Genomic DNA, 15,054 nt, shown 5'->3' with positions numbered 1-15,054 from the left:
GGTGAAAGGTCAGTCCCGGTCGAGACCGAGCGCCCGACGCATCGGAGCGAGCTTCGCGTTCGTCTCGTCCACCTCGGTGGCGGGATCCGAATCCGGCATGATCCCGGCACCGGCATACAGTCGGATCCGGTTGCGATCCTCGAGCTGGCCGCAGCGCAGGGCGATGCCGAACTGGCCGTTGCCGCGCCCGTCCATCCACCCGACGGGACCGGAGTAACGGCCGCGGTCGAGGGGTTCGAGTTCATCGACGTGCGCCACGGCGCTCGCCTGCGGGTACCCGCCGACGGCGGCAGTGGGGTGGACCGCTGCGGCGACGTCAAGGGCGGTGAGCCCGGAATCGGGGGAGAGGTTCGCCTGCGCATCGGAGGCCGAATGGATGACATTGGCCAAAGGCAGCAGGTGGGGGCGCTCATCGACGGTGACATCCTCGGCGACCGAACCCAGACTGCGCTGCAGGGAGGCGATGGCGAACGCATGTTCGGTGCTGTCCTTGTGTGCGCTCAGCAGCTTCCGAGCCGCCGGCATCTCCTCCATCGGGTTCTTCTCCACCCGGTAGGTTCCGGCCAACACTCGCGAGGTCACTCTGTTGTTCTCGACCCCGATGAGCAGCTCCGGGGTCGACCCGATGAGACCGGCGATATCGAAGGTCCAACAGCTCGGGTAGCTGCGGTTGAGCGCACCGAGCACCGCACGCACATCGATGTCCTCTTCGGTGGTGACGACTTCGTCGCGGGCGAGGACGATCTTGCGCAGAGTCGGATCATCCGCGAACGCATCCACCTCCGCCGAGGTATCGATCGGGGTGAGCATGTCAGCGACCTGCTCGACGAGCCGCGACCACTTCTCCGGACCGAGATCCCCGGCCTCGGCATGGGCCGATCGCACGCGCTGCAGCGGTTCGGCATGGAGGATCGGCGGCAGAGGAGGCTCCTCAGCCGTCGAGATCGAGGTCAGCCACACACGGCCGCCGCGGCGACCGAGGACGAATTCGGGGACATGGATGATCGAATCGACCGCGGATTCCCCCGAATAGGCGACCGTGGCAAAGCACATGAGTCCGGAACCGAGCAGATCGACCTCATCCTCGACCTCAGCCGCCTCGGTGATGGCCTTCCAGGCATCCGAGAGTTCGGTGAACCTCTCAGGGCCACGGGCCCGAATGCGCAGGGTGCGGCCGAAGCCGATGAGGCCGGATGTGTCGCGAACCCAGCAGGAGAAGCCGTCGGTGGGCAGCAGCTCGAGCGTCTGCTCCACGGTCGTGGGCAGACCCGATTCGAAAGGGAAGCCCGGCCCGGGATCGACGTCGTCGACGAAACGAGAGCGCACACGCAGACGCGGAGGGGCGGAGAGGATGTCGGAAGTGCCGAAAGTCGTAGTCATGTCGCCACGATTCTAGACGAGGATCGTGAGTGCCAGGGATCCGGATTCGCCCTCTCGGATGAGGTGTTGAGAGAATATGGTCATGAACCGTGCCAAGCTGGACAAACAGCCCGCCGACGTCGCGTCGATGTTCGATGAAGTCGCCTCCCGCTACGACCTCACGAACGACGTCCTCACCTTCGGAATCGCCCGCGCCTGGAGGCGCACCGTCGCCCATTCCGTGGCCGCGGGGCCCGGCGAACGCGTGCTCGACTTGGCCGCCGGCACGGGCACCTCGTCGATGACGTTCACCCACCACGGCGCCGAGGTGGTGGCCGGGGACATCTCCACCGGAATGCTCGCCGAGGGGCGCCGTCGGCACCCGCAGATCGACTTCATCTACGCCGATGCGATGGACCTGCCCTTCGCCGATTCGAGCTTCGACGTCGTGACGATCTCCTTCGGCATCCGCAACGTCCACGACGTCGATCTGGCGCTCACCGAGATGCTGCGCGTGCTCAAGCCCGGTGGGCGCCTCGTCATCTGCGAATTCTCCACTCCGACGCTCGACGCCTTCAGCCTCGTCTACAAGGAATACCTGATGAGGGCGCTGCCGGCCGTGGCACGTGCCGTGTCCTCGAACCCCGAAGCCTACGTCTATCTGGCCGAGTCGATCCGTGACTGGCCGAACCAGGACGCTTTCGCCCACCAGATCCTCGAGGCCGGGTTCGACCAGGTGAAGTACCGCAACCTCACCGGCGGAATCGTCGCCGTCCACCATGCCCTCAAGCCCGCCGAGGCGGCCGACACCACGGAGTCGACCCAGCCTTGACGATGAATGAGTTCGATGCCGAAGTCGTCGTCGTCGGTGCCGGGCCGGCGGGCTCGGCGATCGGCGCCTACCTCGCCCAGGCCGGGCACGAGGTCATCATCCTGGAGAAGTCAGGATTCCCGCGCGACAAGATCTGCGGCGACGCCCTGACCCCGCGCGCAGTCAAGGAGGCCGGCTACCTCGGTATGGAGCTGCCGGAATCCGACGGCTGGCACCGCAACAGCGGGCTGCGCCTCATCGGCGGCGGCCACCGGCTCGAACTCGACTGGCCCGAGATCGACGGCACCCCGAACTACGGGGTGACCCGACCACGGATGAGCATGGACGAAGCCTTCGCTCGTCATGCCCAGCGCAGCGGGGCCCGGCTCTTCGAACAGGTTCGCGCCATGTCTCCGGACGTGGGCGACGACGGGTGGATCCGCGGAGTCCACGCCTCCGGAACAGATCACCGAGGTCGCCGAGTGGGCCCCGAAGCCCACTTCCGGGCACCGATCGTCATCGCCGCCGACGGAGTCTCTTCCCGCCTGGCCGTGTCGATGGGGCTGGAGAAGCGCGACGACCGCCCGATGGGAATCGCCGCCCGCGCCTATCACACGACGCCACGGCATGCCGATGACTACATCGAATCCTGGGTGGAGATGCGGTCGACGAACGCGGCCGGGGAATCCGAGACCCTGCCCGGATACGGGTGGATCTTCCCCCTCGGCGACGGCACCGTGAACATCGGTGCCGGACTGCTCGACTCCTCACCCCAGTTCAGATCCGTGGATCTGCGCGCAATGATGAGCCAGTGGATCGCCGACATGGGCCACGAGTGGGGCATCGACGAAACCACCTCGCTGGGTCCGATCAAATCCGCGGCCCTGCCGATGGCCTTCAACCGCACACCGCACTTCCACCGGGGTCTGCTGCTCGTCGGCGACTCCGGCGGAATGGTCAACCCGTTCAACGGCGAAGGCATCGACTACGCCCTGGAATCCGCGCGCATCGCCGCCGAGGTGATCTCCACCTATTCGCGCTATCCGCAGTCTGTGATGCGTCGCCGGTTGGAGGAGTACCCGGCTCTGCTCGGAGACTCCCTGGGCGGGTACTTCACATTGGGACGCGTTTTCGCCTCGATCATCGGCCATCCTGCGCTCATGCAGTTCGGAATCAAGTACGGTATGGGTGTTGACGTTGTGATGGAGTTCGTCGTCAAATTGTTGGCGAACCTCTACCGCGACCCGAACGTCTCCGAGGCCGATCTCATCGACAGGATCATCTCGGCCCTGACCCGAATCGTCCCGGCCACCAGCAATGTCTGAGCGCAAGGACCACGGTGAGACCACAGTGAAGAACTCTGAGCGCAAGGGCTGCGACAACACCATGCCGACACCGACTACGACGAATGACGAGGACATGAGCCACCCAGCCTCTCCGGCCACCTTCACCGGTGACGACGCCCAGCTCGCGGCAGAGCTCTCGACTCAGTTGGAAACCGTGGAGGCCCGTCTCTACGAGGTCACCGAACAGACGCGGAGACTGCCGGACGAGACATCGAAGCATCTGCTGGCCGCCGGCGGAAAACGCGCCCGCCCGAACCTCGTGCTGCTCACCGCCCGCCTCGGCGATGCGGAGAACGACGACATCATCGATGCGGCCGTCGCCGTCGAGCTCATCCACCTCGCATCGCTGTACCACGACGACGTCATGGACGATGCTCCCGTGCGCCGCGGTGCGAAGGCCGCCCATGAGGTGTGGGGCAACTCGGTGGCGATCCTCACCGGCGACCTGCTGTTCTCCAAGGCCTCCGGCGTCACCGCGAAGCTCGGTCCCGAAGCCGTGCGCATCCAGGCAGAGACGTTCGAGCGTCTCGTCCTCGGTCAGCTCAACGAGTTCGCCGGCCCGCCCGAAGACGCCGACGAGATCGAGCATTACATCCAGGTGCTCGCCGACAAGACCGGATCGCTCATCGCGACCTCGGCGCGCTTCGGCGTGATGTTCTCCGGAGCAGATTCGGCCCTGGCCGAACCCGTCCGGGTCTTCGGCGAACGCGTCGGTGTGGCCTTCCAGCTCGCCGATGACATCATCGACCTCACCACCACATCCTCTGAGTCGGGAAAGACCCCGGGCACGGACCTGCGTGAACGTGTCCCGACCCTGCCCGTGCTCTACGTGCGGGCGGCTGCCGCCGCCGGGGATGCCACCGCCGCCGAGGTGGTCGACCTCCTCGACGCGGATCTGACCTCCGATGACGCTTTGGAAGCCGCCCGTGCGGCGCTGGCAGCGCATCCGGTGACGGAGAAGGCCCGAGCAGAGGCTGCGCGCTGGGCCGATGAGGCCAAGGCGGCTCTGGCGCCGCTGCCGGAGGGCCAGGTCAAGGAATCGCTGTTCGCCTTCGCCGACTCCGTCGTCGCCCGCACCTCCTGAGCTCCCGCCCCTCACCGTTTCTCTTCTGTCTCCCAGCCGTTTCGGCACAGGCACAAAGGACATACCGCGATGACGCATACCTCGGCTTCGGCACCGATTCGGACTCCGCAGAGGCTCGGCGCCGCCGACTGGATCGGCCTCGGCGTACTCGCTGTCCTGCTTGTCGTCGGTCTGAGCTGGTCGAAATGGCTGCCGTATTGGGACAAGGCGTGGACGATGAGCCAGACGTCCCTGTGGGACGGTGCCCCGCTGTTCGACGCCGCCGGGGACACGGTGTCGCTGTCGGGCGCGTGGGACTTCACGCTCGTGTATTTCACCGCCGTGTGGAAGGCGCTGCTGGTGGCGCTGCTCGTCGCGGCGGCCATCGACGCTCTGGTGCCGCGTGACTGGCTGCTGAGGCTGCTCAACCGTCGCAGCCACACCGGTCAGTCCCTCATGGGCGCCGCCTTGTCGACGCCGTCGATGATGTGCACCTGCTGTGCGGCACCGGTGGCCGCGGGCCTGCGGGACTCAGGCGTGCGCCGTTCGGCCGCTCTTGCCTATTGGGTCGGCAATCCGCTGCTCAATCCCGCGGTCATCATCTTCTTGGCCCTCGTGCTGCCGTGGCAGTACATGGCGGTGCGCATCGTCTTCGCGCTCCTCGTCGCGGTCGGTGCCTCTGCGCTCATCGGACGGTGGGTGAGCGGACCCGCCGAGGCGGCACCCGAGCCCGCACCCGCCTCGGCGAATCTGCTGTCTCTGCCCATGCGCTACCTACGGTCCTTGGCCAGGTTCACCCTCATCCTCGTGCCCGAACACCTCGCGCTCGTCTTCGTCATCGGGCTCATCGCACCGTGGCTGACCGGCGTCTTCGGGCTCGAAGCCCAGTTGGGTGCCGGTGCTGTGCTCATCGTGGCGGTTGTGGCGACCCTGCTGGTCATCCCCACCGGCGGAGAGATCCCGATCATCCTCACCCTTCTGCCCCTGGGCGTCGGTGCCGGTGTCACCGGTGCCCTGCTCATCGCCCTGCCGGCACTGAGCATTCCGTCGATGGTCATGGTCGGCAAGGCGATGGGGTGGAGGACGACCGCGGCGATGGGCGCCGCCGTGGCGGTGGCCGCAGTGCTCGCCGGGGGAGCGCAGGCGGTGCTGAACTGATCCACCGGCGGTGTCGGCCGCCTCGGCGAAGGTGTCGGCGAACGCGGGCTATGAGGTCAGGCGGCGCAGCGTGAGATACGACCCCAGCGCGAAGACCGCGGTGAGTCCCAGCGCCCAGCAGGCCAGGCCGATCGCCTGCGTGTTCGCCAACCACATGCCCACCTCTGCCCAGCCCTGATTCACGCTGACCCAAGCAGCTCCGGCCAGCAGCACCAAGGCGATGACGATGAGCGAGATCGTGAGGATCGGTGTGCCGAAGCGCTTCTTGACGATCGCGAACCAGAAGCCGAGGACGAACCACAGCATCGTGAGCACGAAGTAGATGAGGCCGGCGGCGAACGGGCCGTGCTCCCACACCCATGGCAGATAGGCGAAGTAGCCGCCCATACCGTAGCCGTCGGTGGCCTGTTCGATGAGCCCGAGAGCGACGAAGACCGCTGAGATTCCAATGGCACTGATCGCGGCGGCCAGCAGGGAGCCGAGGTAGAACTCCCGACGCGTGAGGCTCATTGCCTGTGAGAAGTAGAAGGTGAGGTTCATCGCCTGGGCTCCGACGACGGCGAAGTACCACAGCGGTGCCTGTGAGCCTCCGCTGTACATCGGGGAACCCGCTCCCGAGGAGGAGACGATCCAGTAGATGACGAGGGTGATCAGCCACACCCCGCCGAGGACGATGACGGGAACCCAGACGAAGGTCTGCGTGTTCGTGAACTGAAGGCGGACGACTCCCAAAGTCCGGTTCCTCGGGCGGGAGTCCGTGGCCCGGGACTGGCGGTAGAGTGCGGCGGTCATGACTGCAGGCTCCTGACGTCGGTCTCTGCTGCTGACTGGGGCGGGGCGTCTACCTGCGTGCTGCGGACGATGAGCTGCTGCAGGGAGACGGGAGTGAGATCGAGGTTCGCTTCGACGATGAATTCGTGGTCGGCTCTGCTGAGGCGACCGAGCATCGTCACCGAGGCGACCCGACCGAGTGATTCGCGGTGGATGACCTCGCGGCCCGACGCGAGGCGGTTGATCGCGTCGGCGTCGCCGACGACGTTGACCGCACGACTGCGGACCTCCTCGGTGGACTCATCGATGATGACTCTGCCCCGGTCGATGACGATGACGTTCTCGATGAGATCGGCGACCTCGTCGATGAGATGGCTCGAGAGCACGATGGTGCGCGGATGCTCGGCGTAGTCGGCGATGAGACGATCGTAGAAGGTCTGACGTGCGACGGCGTCGAACCCGAGGTAGGGCTCGTCGAAGAAGGTGATCTCGGCGCGGGAGGCCAGGCCGATGATGACGCCGATAGCCGACTGCTGGCCACGAGAGAGTTTCTTGATCACCGTCTTCAGCGGCAGGCGGAAGTCGGCGATGAGCTCCTCGGCCAGGCCCTGGTCCCAGTGCGGGAAGAACAGCCGGGCATTCGCCAGAGCGTGACCGGCATTGGAGTCCTCCGGATACTTCTGGCTCTCGCGGACGAAGCACATGCGGTTGAGCACGCGAGCGTTCTCATACGGGTCCTCCCCGAAGACCTCGACCTCGCCACTGGTGGCGAAGTTCTGGGCGGTGAGGATCGACATCAGTGTCGTCTTGCCGGCGCCGTTGCGCCCGAGCAGCCCGTAGATCGAATCCTTCTCGATGGTGAGGCTGACGTCATTCAGCGCGGTGGTGTTCTTGTACGTCTTGGTGAGGTGGCGGACCTCGACGACGGAGTCCATAGGGTCATCCCTTCGCTGCGGTCGGATCGAGTGCGGTCGGATCGGTCGTGGTCGGATCGGTCGTGGTCGGATCGAGTGCTGTGGTCAGGTGGAGTTCTCGGGAGCGCTCTTCGATGAGCGCGATCACGTCCTTCGACCCCAGCCCGAGGCGATTGGCCTCATTCAGCAGGGGGCTGATGAAGTTCTCGGAGAAGGTGGTCCGGTGTTCGTTGATGAGCAGAGCGCGGGCCCCCTCGGTGACGAACATTCCGATGCCGCGACGCTTCTCCAGCACGCCTTTGTCGACGAGCCGGTTGATGCCTTTGGCGGCGGTGGCCGGATTGATGGAGTAGAAGGTCGCGAGCTCGTTCGTCGATGGTGCGCGGGAGAGTTCGGGCAGGGTGCCGTTGAGGATCGAGTCCTCGACCTTCTCGGCGATCTGAGTGAACAGGGGTTTGGCGTCGTCGATCACTGTCGGCTCCATGTGAGTTGGTTAGTTACTTAACTAATGAACCATGGTGCCGAGTATGTTGTCAAGAGCCGGAGACGATCCGACCGGATAATCCCGGACCCGCCCCAATTACTACCTGACGGCGGCCCAGCAACCTCGCGCGAGGTTGCTCAGCCGCCGTCAGGTAGTAATGGAGGGGTGCTGCGGGGTCGGGGCAGGGTCAGGAGCGGCGTCGGCTGTGGCGGATCATGTCCGTGCACAACAGGATCACGGCGATCCAGATGACGAAGAACCCGATCCAGCGGGTCGTCGACATCATCTCGCCGAGCACCGTGACGCCGAGGGTGAATTGGATGGTCGGGGTGAGATATTGGAGCATGCCCACCCAGGACAGCGGGATGCGGCGGGCGGCGGCGCTGAAGAGGATGAGCGGGATCGCGGTGGCGGGCCCGGTGATGATGATGACGAAGACGTGCCAGCCGCCGAATCCGGAGAACGTCTGCAGCCCCAGCGAGCCGAGGACGATGAGGTAGATCGCCGAGGGAACGGCGAGGACGAGGCTTTCGACAGTCATGCCTTCGAGTGCGCCGACTCGGCTGCCGACCTTGTTCTTCACCAGCCCGTAGAGGCCGAAGGACAGGGCGACGGTGAACGCGAGGTAGGGGACTCGGCCGAGTCCGATGCCGACGATGATGACCGCGAGCAGACCGAAGCCCACGGCCGTCCACTGCAATGGGCGCAGCTTCTCGCCGAGGAAGATCACGCCCAGGCCGATGGAGATGAGCGGGTTGAGGTAGTAGCCGAGTGAGATCTCGACGAGCTGGTTGGTTTCGACCCCGTAGATGAACGTCGTCCAGTTGATGGCGATGAGCACCGATGCCAGAAGCAGCAGGCCGAAGAGCCGCGGCGAGCGCAGAATCTGCCAAGTGCGCAGGAACCCGCCGGTGAAGACGAGGAGGATGGCGCAGAAGCCCAGCGACCAGATGACTCGGTGGGAGACGAGTTCGAGAGCGCCGGTGGGGGCAGCGGCGGCGAAGAGCAGCGGCATCACACCCCACAGCAGGTAGGCGGAGAATCCGTTGATCAGGCCGGCACGGCGAATTGCGCTCTCATCGGGGGCAGGGTTCTGGCTCACAGGCTTCAGTCTAGCGAGGACAGGATGCGGTGGAGGCGGCGACGCCGTCGGTGAGATGGCGGTGCGGGGAGGCCTGGTGTCTGCTTGTCAGGCGGCGACGGTGCGAGTTTAGTCACGTCATTGTAAGGATGACCTACATTGACGATAGACTCGAGGTGACTGAATAGAGAGGTGTGAGAATGACTCGTCCCTTCCGGGTGGCCATCGTCGGCGCCGGTCCTGCTGGGATCTACGCGGCCGATCTCATGACAAAGGCGGAGCGTGACTTCGATCTGAGCGTCGATCTCTTCGACCGTCTGCCGACTCCCTTCGGACTCGTCCGCTACGGAGTCGCTCCCGACCACCCGCGGATCAAAGGCATCATCAACGCCCTGATCAAGGTCCTCGACCGAGGCGACATCCGCCTGTTCTCCAATGTCGAGTACGGAGTCGACCTCCACCTCGAAGAGCTCACCGACCGCTATGATGCGGTGATCTTCTCCACCGGCTGCTTCGTCGACGCAGCCCTTGACCTGCCCGGCATCGATCTGCCCGGATCCTATGGTGCCGCGGACTTCGTCAACTGGTATGACTCGCACCCCGATGTCCCGCAGTCCTGGCCGCTGGATGCCGAGCGCGTCGCCGTCATCGGCAACGGCAACGTCGCCCTCGACGTCGCCCGCGTGCTGGCGAAGCAGGCCGACGACATGCACACCACGGAGATCCCCGACCACGTGTATGAGGGGCTGAAGTCCTCGAGGGTCACCGATGTCCACATCTTCGGCCGTCGCGGACCTGCTCAGGCTAAGTTCACCCCGCTTGAGCTACGCGAACTCGGCGCCGTCAAGGACGTCGACCTCATCGTCTACCCGGAGGACTTCGAGTTCGACGAAGGGTCGATGCAGGCGATCGAGTCGAGCAACCAGACCAAGCAGGTCGCGAAGACGCTCACGGACTTCACCATGCGTGAACCCACCGGAGCGAAGCGGCGACTCCACCTGCACTTCCTGCACTCACCGGTCGCCATCCTCGGCGAGGGCAAGGTGACGGGGCTGCGCACCGAACGCATGGAACTCGACGGCTCCGGCGGTGTCAACGGCACCGGCAGCTTCCACGACTGGGAGCTCGACGCCGTCTACCGTGCCGTCGGCTATGCGGGCACTCAGCTGCCGCAGCTGCCTTTCGACGATCGCAAGCGTGTGATCCCGAACCACGAGGGTCGCGTCGTCGACTCCGATGACCAGACCGCGGCCGCCGAGGCCGATGTCGTTCAGGGCGTGTACACCACTGGGTGGATCAAGCGCGGACCCGTCGGGCTCATCGGCCACACGAAGGGCGATGCGCTCGAGACCATCGGCCACATCCTCGACGACCGTGCCGCCGGTGCGCTCACCGATCCGGTGTACCCGGACGAATCGGCCATCATCGAACTCCTCGAATCCAAGGGCGTCGACTACGCCGATTGGGAGGGCTACCACCGCGTCGAGGCCGCTGAGAAGGCTGCCGGCGAGGTCGAGGGACGTGAGCGGATCAAGCTCGCCACCCGTGAAGCCATGCTCGCCGAGGCGCGCGGACACGTCACCGCCGAATCCGTCGGCCAGCCGACGGCCGGCAGCTGAGGGTTCGGAGCATTTCGCGACCTTTCCTCCACTCCGGGGGCCATCAGGCACCGGCAGTGACTTCTCTTCCCGTTGCAGCGGGTGGACGAGTCGCTGCCGGTGCCTGATGCTTCCGGCGCGTAGAGTCGGAGACGTCCAGATCACGCCAGCGCGCACCAAGTCACCTCAGCGCGCAGCAGATCGCACCAGCGAGCGTGAACCATTGCACTGACGGCCGGCAGGGGAGACCGCGTGAGAAACGAATCTCAGCTCAAGACGATCGTCGAACGTGCCTATGTCGAACGGCTCAACGCCTGGCAGACGGCGGCGGTGCGGATCAAACACTGGCTGACCGAACAGCAGAAGGGCCTGCTCAAGGACAAGGACATCTCCCGCCTCGACGTCGACGGTCATCGGATCAAGGACGCGGCACGGACCCTGGCGAAGCTGACGGAGAAGACCGACGACGACCCGGATCTGACGATCACCTCCGCCGAGGATGTCGAAGACCAGATCCGCGACATCGTCGGCGTCAAGGTGCTGTGCAAATCACCGCGCGATCAGTCGATGATGTTCGCCGCGCTGCGCGATCCCGAGCAGCTGGGCGCCTTCGAACTCATCGAGTGGAAAGACTACACGGATCCGCCGAAGGCCAGCGGGTACCGTGCCTGCCACGTCATCCTGCGCATCCCTTCCGACCAGGGGCCGCCGGTATTCGCCGAGATCCAGGTCAAGACCCGGCTCCAGGACGCCTGGAGCGAGCTGACCCATGAGGACATGTACAAACCCGGCGCGGCGATGAAGCCGAGCAAGCTGCACGGCGAATTCGCCCGTGCCATGGCGAACATGCTCGCGACCGTCGATGACATGGCCGATACTCTGGCCGTCGAGCTCACCGCGCTGACGAACCCGGAACCGGTCGTCGAACTCGACGAACTGCGGGAACAGGACACGGGCATCGACGTCCGGGTCCGTGCGACCGGCCCGAAGTACGCGCTCGCCGTCGACGGCTCGGGACGCCAGGGCCTCATCCCCGCCTTCGCCATCCGCCGACTCAGCGGCCAGAAGGGCACCATCAAGGTCAATGATTTCATCCACCTCGACGATCGCCTCCGGGTCAGCGTCGAAGAGGACTCGAAGGGTCTGTACTACATTCCGCTCGAACTCCCCGAGCACTGACCGGCCTCTTTCGGGTCACAGCGTTACGGGCGAATACGACACCGGCCCGGTCCGCACTCAGCAGTGCGGACCGGGCCGGCATGGGGCGATGGTGATCAGCGGTAGTTCGTGAACTGCAGGTCGACGTCGAGGTCCTGTCCCTTGAGCAGGGCGATGACTTCCTGCAGGTCATCACGCTTCTTCGAGCTCACGCGCAATTCGTCGCCCTGGATCTGGGCTTTGACGCCCTTGGGGCCCTCGTCGCGGATGATCTTCGAGATCTTCTTCGCATTGTCCTTGTCGATGCCCTCTTTGAGGGATGCATCGATGCGGTACTCCTTGCCGGAGGGGTACGGTTCGCCGTCCTCGAGGGACTTCAGCGAGATTCCGCGCTTGACCAGCTTCGACTGGAAGACGTCGAGAATGGCCTTGACCCGGTCCTCGCTGTTGGCTTTCAGCTGCACGGCTTCGCCGCTCCAGGCGATCGACGCATCGGTGCCGCGGAAGTCATAGCGGGAATTGATCTCCTTCGCGGCCTGGTTGAGTGCGTTGTCGGCTTCCTGCCGGTCGACCTTACTGACGATGTCGAATGAGGATTCGCTGGCCATGAATGCTCCTTTGTCTGCGATCGTTGATGCCCTTTGGAAACGGGCGTGGCTGTTGCCCCCGAGTCTAGTCGAGGCTCCGAACTGTGATCTGCGTCTACCGAGTTGGTGATTCGGGTCCGAGCCTTGTATTCTTTTCAGGTGCTCATCGAGCGCCACCTGCGGCAGATTGCCCGAGCGGCCAAAGGGAGCTGACTGTAAATCAGCCGGCATTGCCTTCATAGGTTCGAATCCTATATCTGCCACGCAGAAGGAAGCGGTCCCGCGACTTGTGGAAACACAGGACGCGGGGCCGCTTTCAGTTTCCCTGCACCAAGTGCGTCAGAAGAATAGGTCGCATTCGGACTCTTGAGCAGAAACATAGGTCAGCATCGGACATTTCCGGCGCCGAAAAGTATCCGATGCTGACCTGAATCTGGGCCGTGGGCGATTGCGTCGAAGTCCTTGCGGACCGCATGCCGGTGCGCCTACCGTGTGAGGACACGAGACCGCAGCGTTGGGCCGAAACGCCGGGCTTTGGGCAAGACTGCGGGAGGAGCGAACCGATGAGCGATGACACGGACGACGCGCAGTCGCCTCGGCGTCTGAATTCACTCGAGGACCGAAACGCTGTCGTCGAATCCGCTCTCGACCGAGCCATCAAGCGCGGGGACTTCGACGATCTGCCGGGCCTCGGCAAACCGCTGACCGGTCTGCACGGCTCATCCGATCCCGACTGGTGGATCAAGCAGAAGATGGATTCCGAGGGCATCAACGGTGTCGCTCCGGCCGCCTTCCAGCTGCGCAAGGAGAACGCCGTCCTCGAGGACACCGTCGACGCCTTCACCGAAGAATCTGACGTCCGCGACTACCTCGCCGGTTTCAACGCCCGGGTGCGGGAGGCCGTGATGGATCTGCGCGAGGGTCCGCCCGTGTTCACTCCGCCCCGCAACGTGGAAAACGAGATCGCCGCATGGCGGCGACGTCGGGATGTGAAGAAGAACGACTCCGTCACCGAGGCGGAACCGGGGGGTCAGCCCGCCGGTCCGGAGTCGGTGGGTTCACCTCGGCGATGGTGGAATCGTTTCCGTCGCTGATGCGGGGTCGGGCATCGGCAGCCACACCAGTCGTATGCAGGTCGTGTCCGCAGGCGTGCATATGTCCGTTCGTCGAGGCGAACGGCTCATCCGTCTACTCGGTCACCGGGAGAGCGTCCATATCTCGGCGCAGCAGCACCGCCGGAGCGGCGGCCGGCTTGTTCGGGTGCGATCCGCGCAGCACGGCCACCACCGAGGTGGTGCCCACACCTGTGGTCACCTCGAGATCGAGCCCGGACAGGGCATCGAGGACCGCCGCCTGCGTGCGGGGCAGATCGAGACCGACCACTGGGAACGTCGCAGCTCCTGCAGCGCCGGGAGCAGAGCCCGGCCATCGGCGAGCAGATCGTGCATGGTGGCCTTTCCGGTGGGGAGTCAGCGTCGTCGGGGCGAGGGCCCCCTGGCAGTCGGCAGAGTGGTCAGAGCAGGCTGACGAGCACGCTGGCGATGACGACGGAGCCGGCCGACACCGAGGTGAAGCCTCCGACGAGCATGGGCGGAAGCATGACATTGAGCAGCGCTTCCTTCTCATCGTCGTCGCGGGCGATGGACCGGGCGACCTCATTGGTGAGCAGATAGTCGGCCGGGAAGCCGTACATCGCTGTCAGCGCCACCGACATGCCCAGCGGGGCCTTCCAGCGCAGCAGCTTCGTAGCGACGAAGCCGCCGATGACGATGCCGGCACCGCCGACGACGAGGATGGTGATCGTCGGCAGGAACGCGTTGATGACGTCCTGCACGGACGCGGAGACCAGCGGGGCCATGACGATCGCGATGACGCCAGCCATGGCGACACCGAAGGAGTTCGACCGCTCCATGGCTTTGTCCGGTGAGAGACCGATCGCGGCCGCGGCGATGCCGAGCAGGAGGGCGAGGATCGAGGACGGGATGTGCGTGGGCACGGCCAGCAGCGTTGCGATCGATCCGCCGACGAGGATGAGGAAGAGCATGAACAGCTGATTGTCGACGAGGAAGGACGGCAGGGTCACGAGCTTCTTCTTCTGCGCGGCCTCCTCTTCCTCTTCGTGATGGGCGGCGGCGAGCTCGTGGAGTTCGCCGCTGTCGCGCAGCTTCGTCGCATAGCGGCGGAGCAGGAAGTTCGTCAGCGGCATCGACGGCAGGGATTGGAGCATGAGCACGAGCGCGGGGAGGACGATGATCGCCGAGGCGGCCCCCTGAGCCGTGAGCCCCTCGGTCGTCAGGCTGGTGGCGACGATGCCGCCGGCCAGCGGTCCGGAACCGGCGACGAAGGTCTCGAAGCCGAAGATCGGGGCGACGACTGCGAGGATGAGGAGGACGGCGACGAGCATGCCCGAGACGGCGATGATCACCGAACGCCACTGCTTGGCCATCACCCGCAGCGGGATGAGCGTGCCCATATGGAACAGCAGCGGAGCGACGAGAATCGTGTAGATCTGCACGAGCATCGAATCGTCGATGATCGACTCCGGAACGATGCCGATCTTGGCGAAGACGAAGATGCCGAGCATTGCGACCAGCAGACTGGGGATCCGCGCTTTCGACCAGATCGAGACCAGCTCGCCGAGAGCGATGAAGGCGAGGACGATTGCGGCAGCGAAGATAGGTTCCATGGACGATCCTTACAGTCATTGAAAGAACCAGCTCACAA

Annotated in this window: 14 protein-coding genes, 1 tRNA gene and 1 pseudogene; 8 read left to right on the top strand and 8 right to left on the bottom strand. The window is 65.1% G+C overall.

Going from position 1 to position 15,054, the window contains the following annotated elements:
* Positions 1–9: 9 nt before the first annotated feature.
* Positions 10–1,380 (bottom strand): isochorismate synthase, encoded by a 1,371-nt coding sequence (locus tag ACSBQT_RS13915; RefSeq protein ID WP_410710635.1) that lies wholly within the window; start codon positions 1,378–1,380, stop codon positions 10–12.
* An 82-nt stretch (positions 1,381–1,462) separates the two neighbouring features.
* Between ACSBQT_RS13915 and ACSBQT_RS13910 the strand changes: the two genes are divergently transcribed.
* The 4 genes from ACSBQT_RS13910 to ACSBQT_RS13895 all read left to right on the top strand — a co-directional run bounded on the left by ACSBQT_RS13910 (position 1,463) and on the right by ACSBQT_RS13895 (position 5,737).
* Positions 1,463–2,191, top strand: coding sequence for a demethylmenaquinone methyltransferase (locus ACSBQT_RS13910; RefSeq protein WP_410710634.1), 729 nt, complete (start codon positions 1,463–1,465; stop codon positions 2,189–2,191).
* Between the two features lie 2 nt (positions 2,192–2,193).
* Entirely contained in the window at positions 2,194–3,495 is a 1,302-nt protein-coding gene (locus ACSBQT_RS13905) for a geranylgeranyl reductase family protein (RefSeq protein ID WP_410710977.1), read from the top strand.
* Positions 3,496–3,589: 94 nt separating this feature from the next.
* Positions 3,590–4,600: a polyprenyl synthetase family protein gene (locus tag ACSBQT_RS13900; RefSeq protein WP_410710976.1), complete on the top strand. Its 1,011-nt coding sequence runs from the start codon at positions 3,590–3,592 to the stop codon at positions 4,598–4,600.
* 69 nt (positions 4,601–4,669) lie between these two features.
* Positions 4,670–5,737, top strand: coding sequence for a permease (locus ACSBQT_RS13895; RefSeq protein ID WP_410710633.1), 1,068 nt, complete (start codon positions 4,670–4,672; stop codon positions 5,735–5,737).
* Between the two features lie 48 nt (positions 5,738–5,785).
* Here the strand turns inward: ACSBQT_RS13895 and ACSBQT_RS13890 are convergent, their stop codons facing one another.
* From ACSBQT_RS13890 to rarD, 4 genes are all read right to left on the bottom strand, one after another.
* Positions 5,786–6,529 carry a hypothetical protein gene (locus ACSBQT_RS13890; protein ID WP_410710632.1) on the bottom strand — a complete coding sequence of 248 codons (744 nt, stop codon included), beginning with the start codon at positions 6,527–6,529 and terminating at the stop codon, positions 5,786–5,788.
* On the bottom strand, positions 6,526–7,443 hold the full coding sequence (locus tag ACSBQT_RS13885; RefSeq protein ID WP_410710631.1) for an ABC transporter ATP-binding protein: 918 nt from the start codon (positions 7,441–7,443) through the stop codon (positions 6,526–6,528). Before ACSBQT_RS13885 ends, ACSBQT_RS13890 begins: the two co-directional genes overlap by 4 nt.
* A gap of 4 nt (positions 7,444–7,447) precedes the next feature.
* A complete protein-coding gene (locus ACSBQT_RS13880) occupies positions 7,448–7,894 on the bottom strand; it encodes a GntR family transcriptional regulator (protein ID WP_410710975.1) in 447 nt (148 codons plus the stop codon).
* Between the two features lie 199 nt (positions 7,895–8,093).
* Positions 8,094–9,008: an EamA family transporter RarD gene (rarD, locus tag ACSBQT_RS13875; protein ID WP_410710630.1), complete on the bottom strand. Its 915-nt coding sequence runs from the start codon at positions 9,006–9,008 to the stop codon at positions 8,094–8,096.
* Positions 9,009–9,187: 179 nt separating this feature from the next.
* Here rarD and ACSBQT_RS13870 point away from each other — a divergent pair, with 179 nt between their 5' ends.
* Together ACSBQT_RS13870 and ACSBQT_RS13865 are read left to right on the top strand one after the other, a co-directional pair.
* Positions 9,188–10,606: an FAD-dependent oxidoreductase gene (locus ACSBQT_RS13870; protein WP_410710629.1), complete on the top strand. Its 1,419-nt coding sequence runs from the start codon at positions 9,188–9,190 to the stop codon at positions 10,604–10,606.
* Positions 10,607–10,837: 231 nt separating this feature from the next.
* Positions 10,838–11,764: a GTP pyrophosphokinase gene (locus tag ACSBQT_RS13865; protein WP_410710628.1), complete on the top strand. Its 927-nt coding sequence runs from the start codon at positions 10,838–10,840 to the stop codon at positions 11,762–11,764.
* Positions 11,765–11,859: 95 nt separating this feature from the next.
* Here the strand turns inward: ACSBQT_RS13865 and ACSBQT_RS13860 are convergent, their stop codons facing one another.
* On the bottom strand, positions 11,860–12,351 hold the full coding sequence (locus ACSBQT_RS13860) for a YajQ family cyclic di-GMP-binding protein (RefSeq protein WP_167194552.1): 492 nt from the start codon (positions 12,349–12,351) through the stop codon (positions 11,860–11,862).
* Positions 12,352–12,511: 160 nt separating this feature from the next.
* Here ACSBQT_RS13860 and ACSBQT_RS13855 point away from each other — a divergent pair.
* Together ACSBQT_RS13855 and ACSBQT_RS13850 are read left to right on the top strand one after the other, a co-directional pair.
* Positions 12,512–12,593: transfer RNA gene (locus ACSBQT_RS13855), tRNA-Tyr, on the top strand.
* A 300-nt stretch (positions 12,594–12,893) separates the two neighbouring features.
* On the top strand, positions 12,894–13,424 hold the full coding sequence (locus ACSBQT_RS13850) for a DUF1992 domain-containing protein (RefSeq protein ID WP_410710627.1): 531 nt from the start codon (positions 12,894–12,896) through the stop codon (positions 13,422–13,424).
* A gap of 7 nt (positions 13,425–13,431) precedes the next feature.
* Here the strand turns inward: ACSBQT_RS13850 and ACSBQT_RS13845 are convergent.
* Both ACSBQT_RS13845 and ACSBQT_RS13840 read right to left on the bottom strand, forming a co-directional pair.
* Positions 13,432–13,778 (bottom strand): annotated as a pseudogene (locus tag ACSBQT_RS13845) (M20/M25/M40 family metallo-hydrolase); the annotation flags it as partial.
* Between the two features lie 65 nt (positions 13,779–13,843).
* On the bottom strand, positions 13,844–15,016 hold the full coding sequence (locus ACSBQT_RS13840) for a hypothetical protein (protein WP_410710626.1): 1,173 nt from the start codon (positions 15,014–15,016) through the stop codon (positions 13,844–13,846).
* Between the last annotated feature and the right edge of the window lie 38 nt (positions 15,017–15,054).

Source organism: Brevibacterium sp. H602 (assembly GCF_051172395.1).
Lineage (GTDB): Bacteria > Actinomycetota > Actinomycetes > Actinomycetales > Brevibacteriaceae > Brevibacterium.
Note: the sequence above shows the minus strand (reverse complement) of the source record. Positions and strands in the feature narration are given on the sequence as shown.

What these genes read in the sequence shown, in the direction of transcription:
- ACSBQT_RS13915 (WP_410710635.1), bottom strand. Translation starts at nt 1,380, where the DNA reads ATGACTACGACTTTCGGCACTTCCGACATCCTCTCCGCCCCTCCGCGT.
- ACSBQT_RS13910 (WP_410710634.1), top strand. Translation starts at nt 1,463, where the DNA reads ATGAACCGTGCCAAGCTGGACAAACAGCCCGCCGACGTCGCGTCGATG.
- ACSBQT_RS13905 (WP_410710977.1), top strand. Translation starts at nt 2,194, where the DNA reads ATGAATGAGTTCGATGCCGAAGTCGTCGTCGTCGGTGCCGGGCCGGCG.
- ACSBQT_RS13900 (WP_410710976.1), top strand. Translation starts at nt 3,590, where the DNA reads ATGAGCCACCCAGCCTCTCCGGCCACCTTCACCGGTGACGACGCCCAG.
- ACSBQT_RS13895 (WP_410710633.1), top strand. Translation starts at nt 4,670, where the DNA reads ATGACGCATACCTCGGCTTCGGCACCGATTCGGACTCCGCAGAGGCTC.
- ACSBQT_RS13890 (WP_410710632.1), bottom strand. Translation starts at nt 6,529, where the DNA reads ATGACCGCCGCACTCTACCGCCAGTCCCGGGCCACGGACTCCCGCCCG.
- ACSBQT_RS13885 (WP_410710631.1), bottom strand. Translation starts at nt 7,443, where the DNA reads ATGGACTCCGTCGTCGAGGTCCGCCACCTCACCAAGACGTACAAGAAC.
- ACSBQT_RS13870 (WP_410710629.1), top strand. Translation starts at nt 9,188, where the DNA reads ATGACTCGTCCCTTCCGGGTGGCCATCGTCGGCGCCGGTCCTGCTGGG.
- ACSBQT_RS13860 (WP_167194552.1), bottom strand. Translation starts at nt 12,351, where the DNA reads ATGGCCAGCGAATCCTCATTCGACATCGTCAGTAAGGTCGACCGGCAG.
- ACSBQT_RS13850 (WP_410710627.1), top strand. Translation starts at nt 12,894, where the DNA reads ATGAGCGATGACACGGACGACGCGCAGTCGCCTCGGCGTCTGAATTCA.
- ACSBQT_RS13840 (WP_410710626.1), bottom strand. Translation starts at nt 15,016, where the DNA reads ATGGAACCTATCTTCGCTGCCGCAATCGTCCTCGCCTTCATCGCTCTC.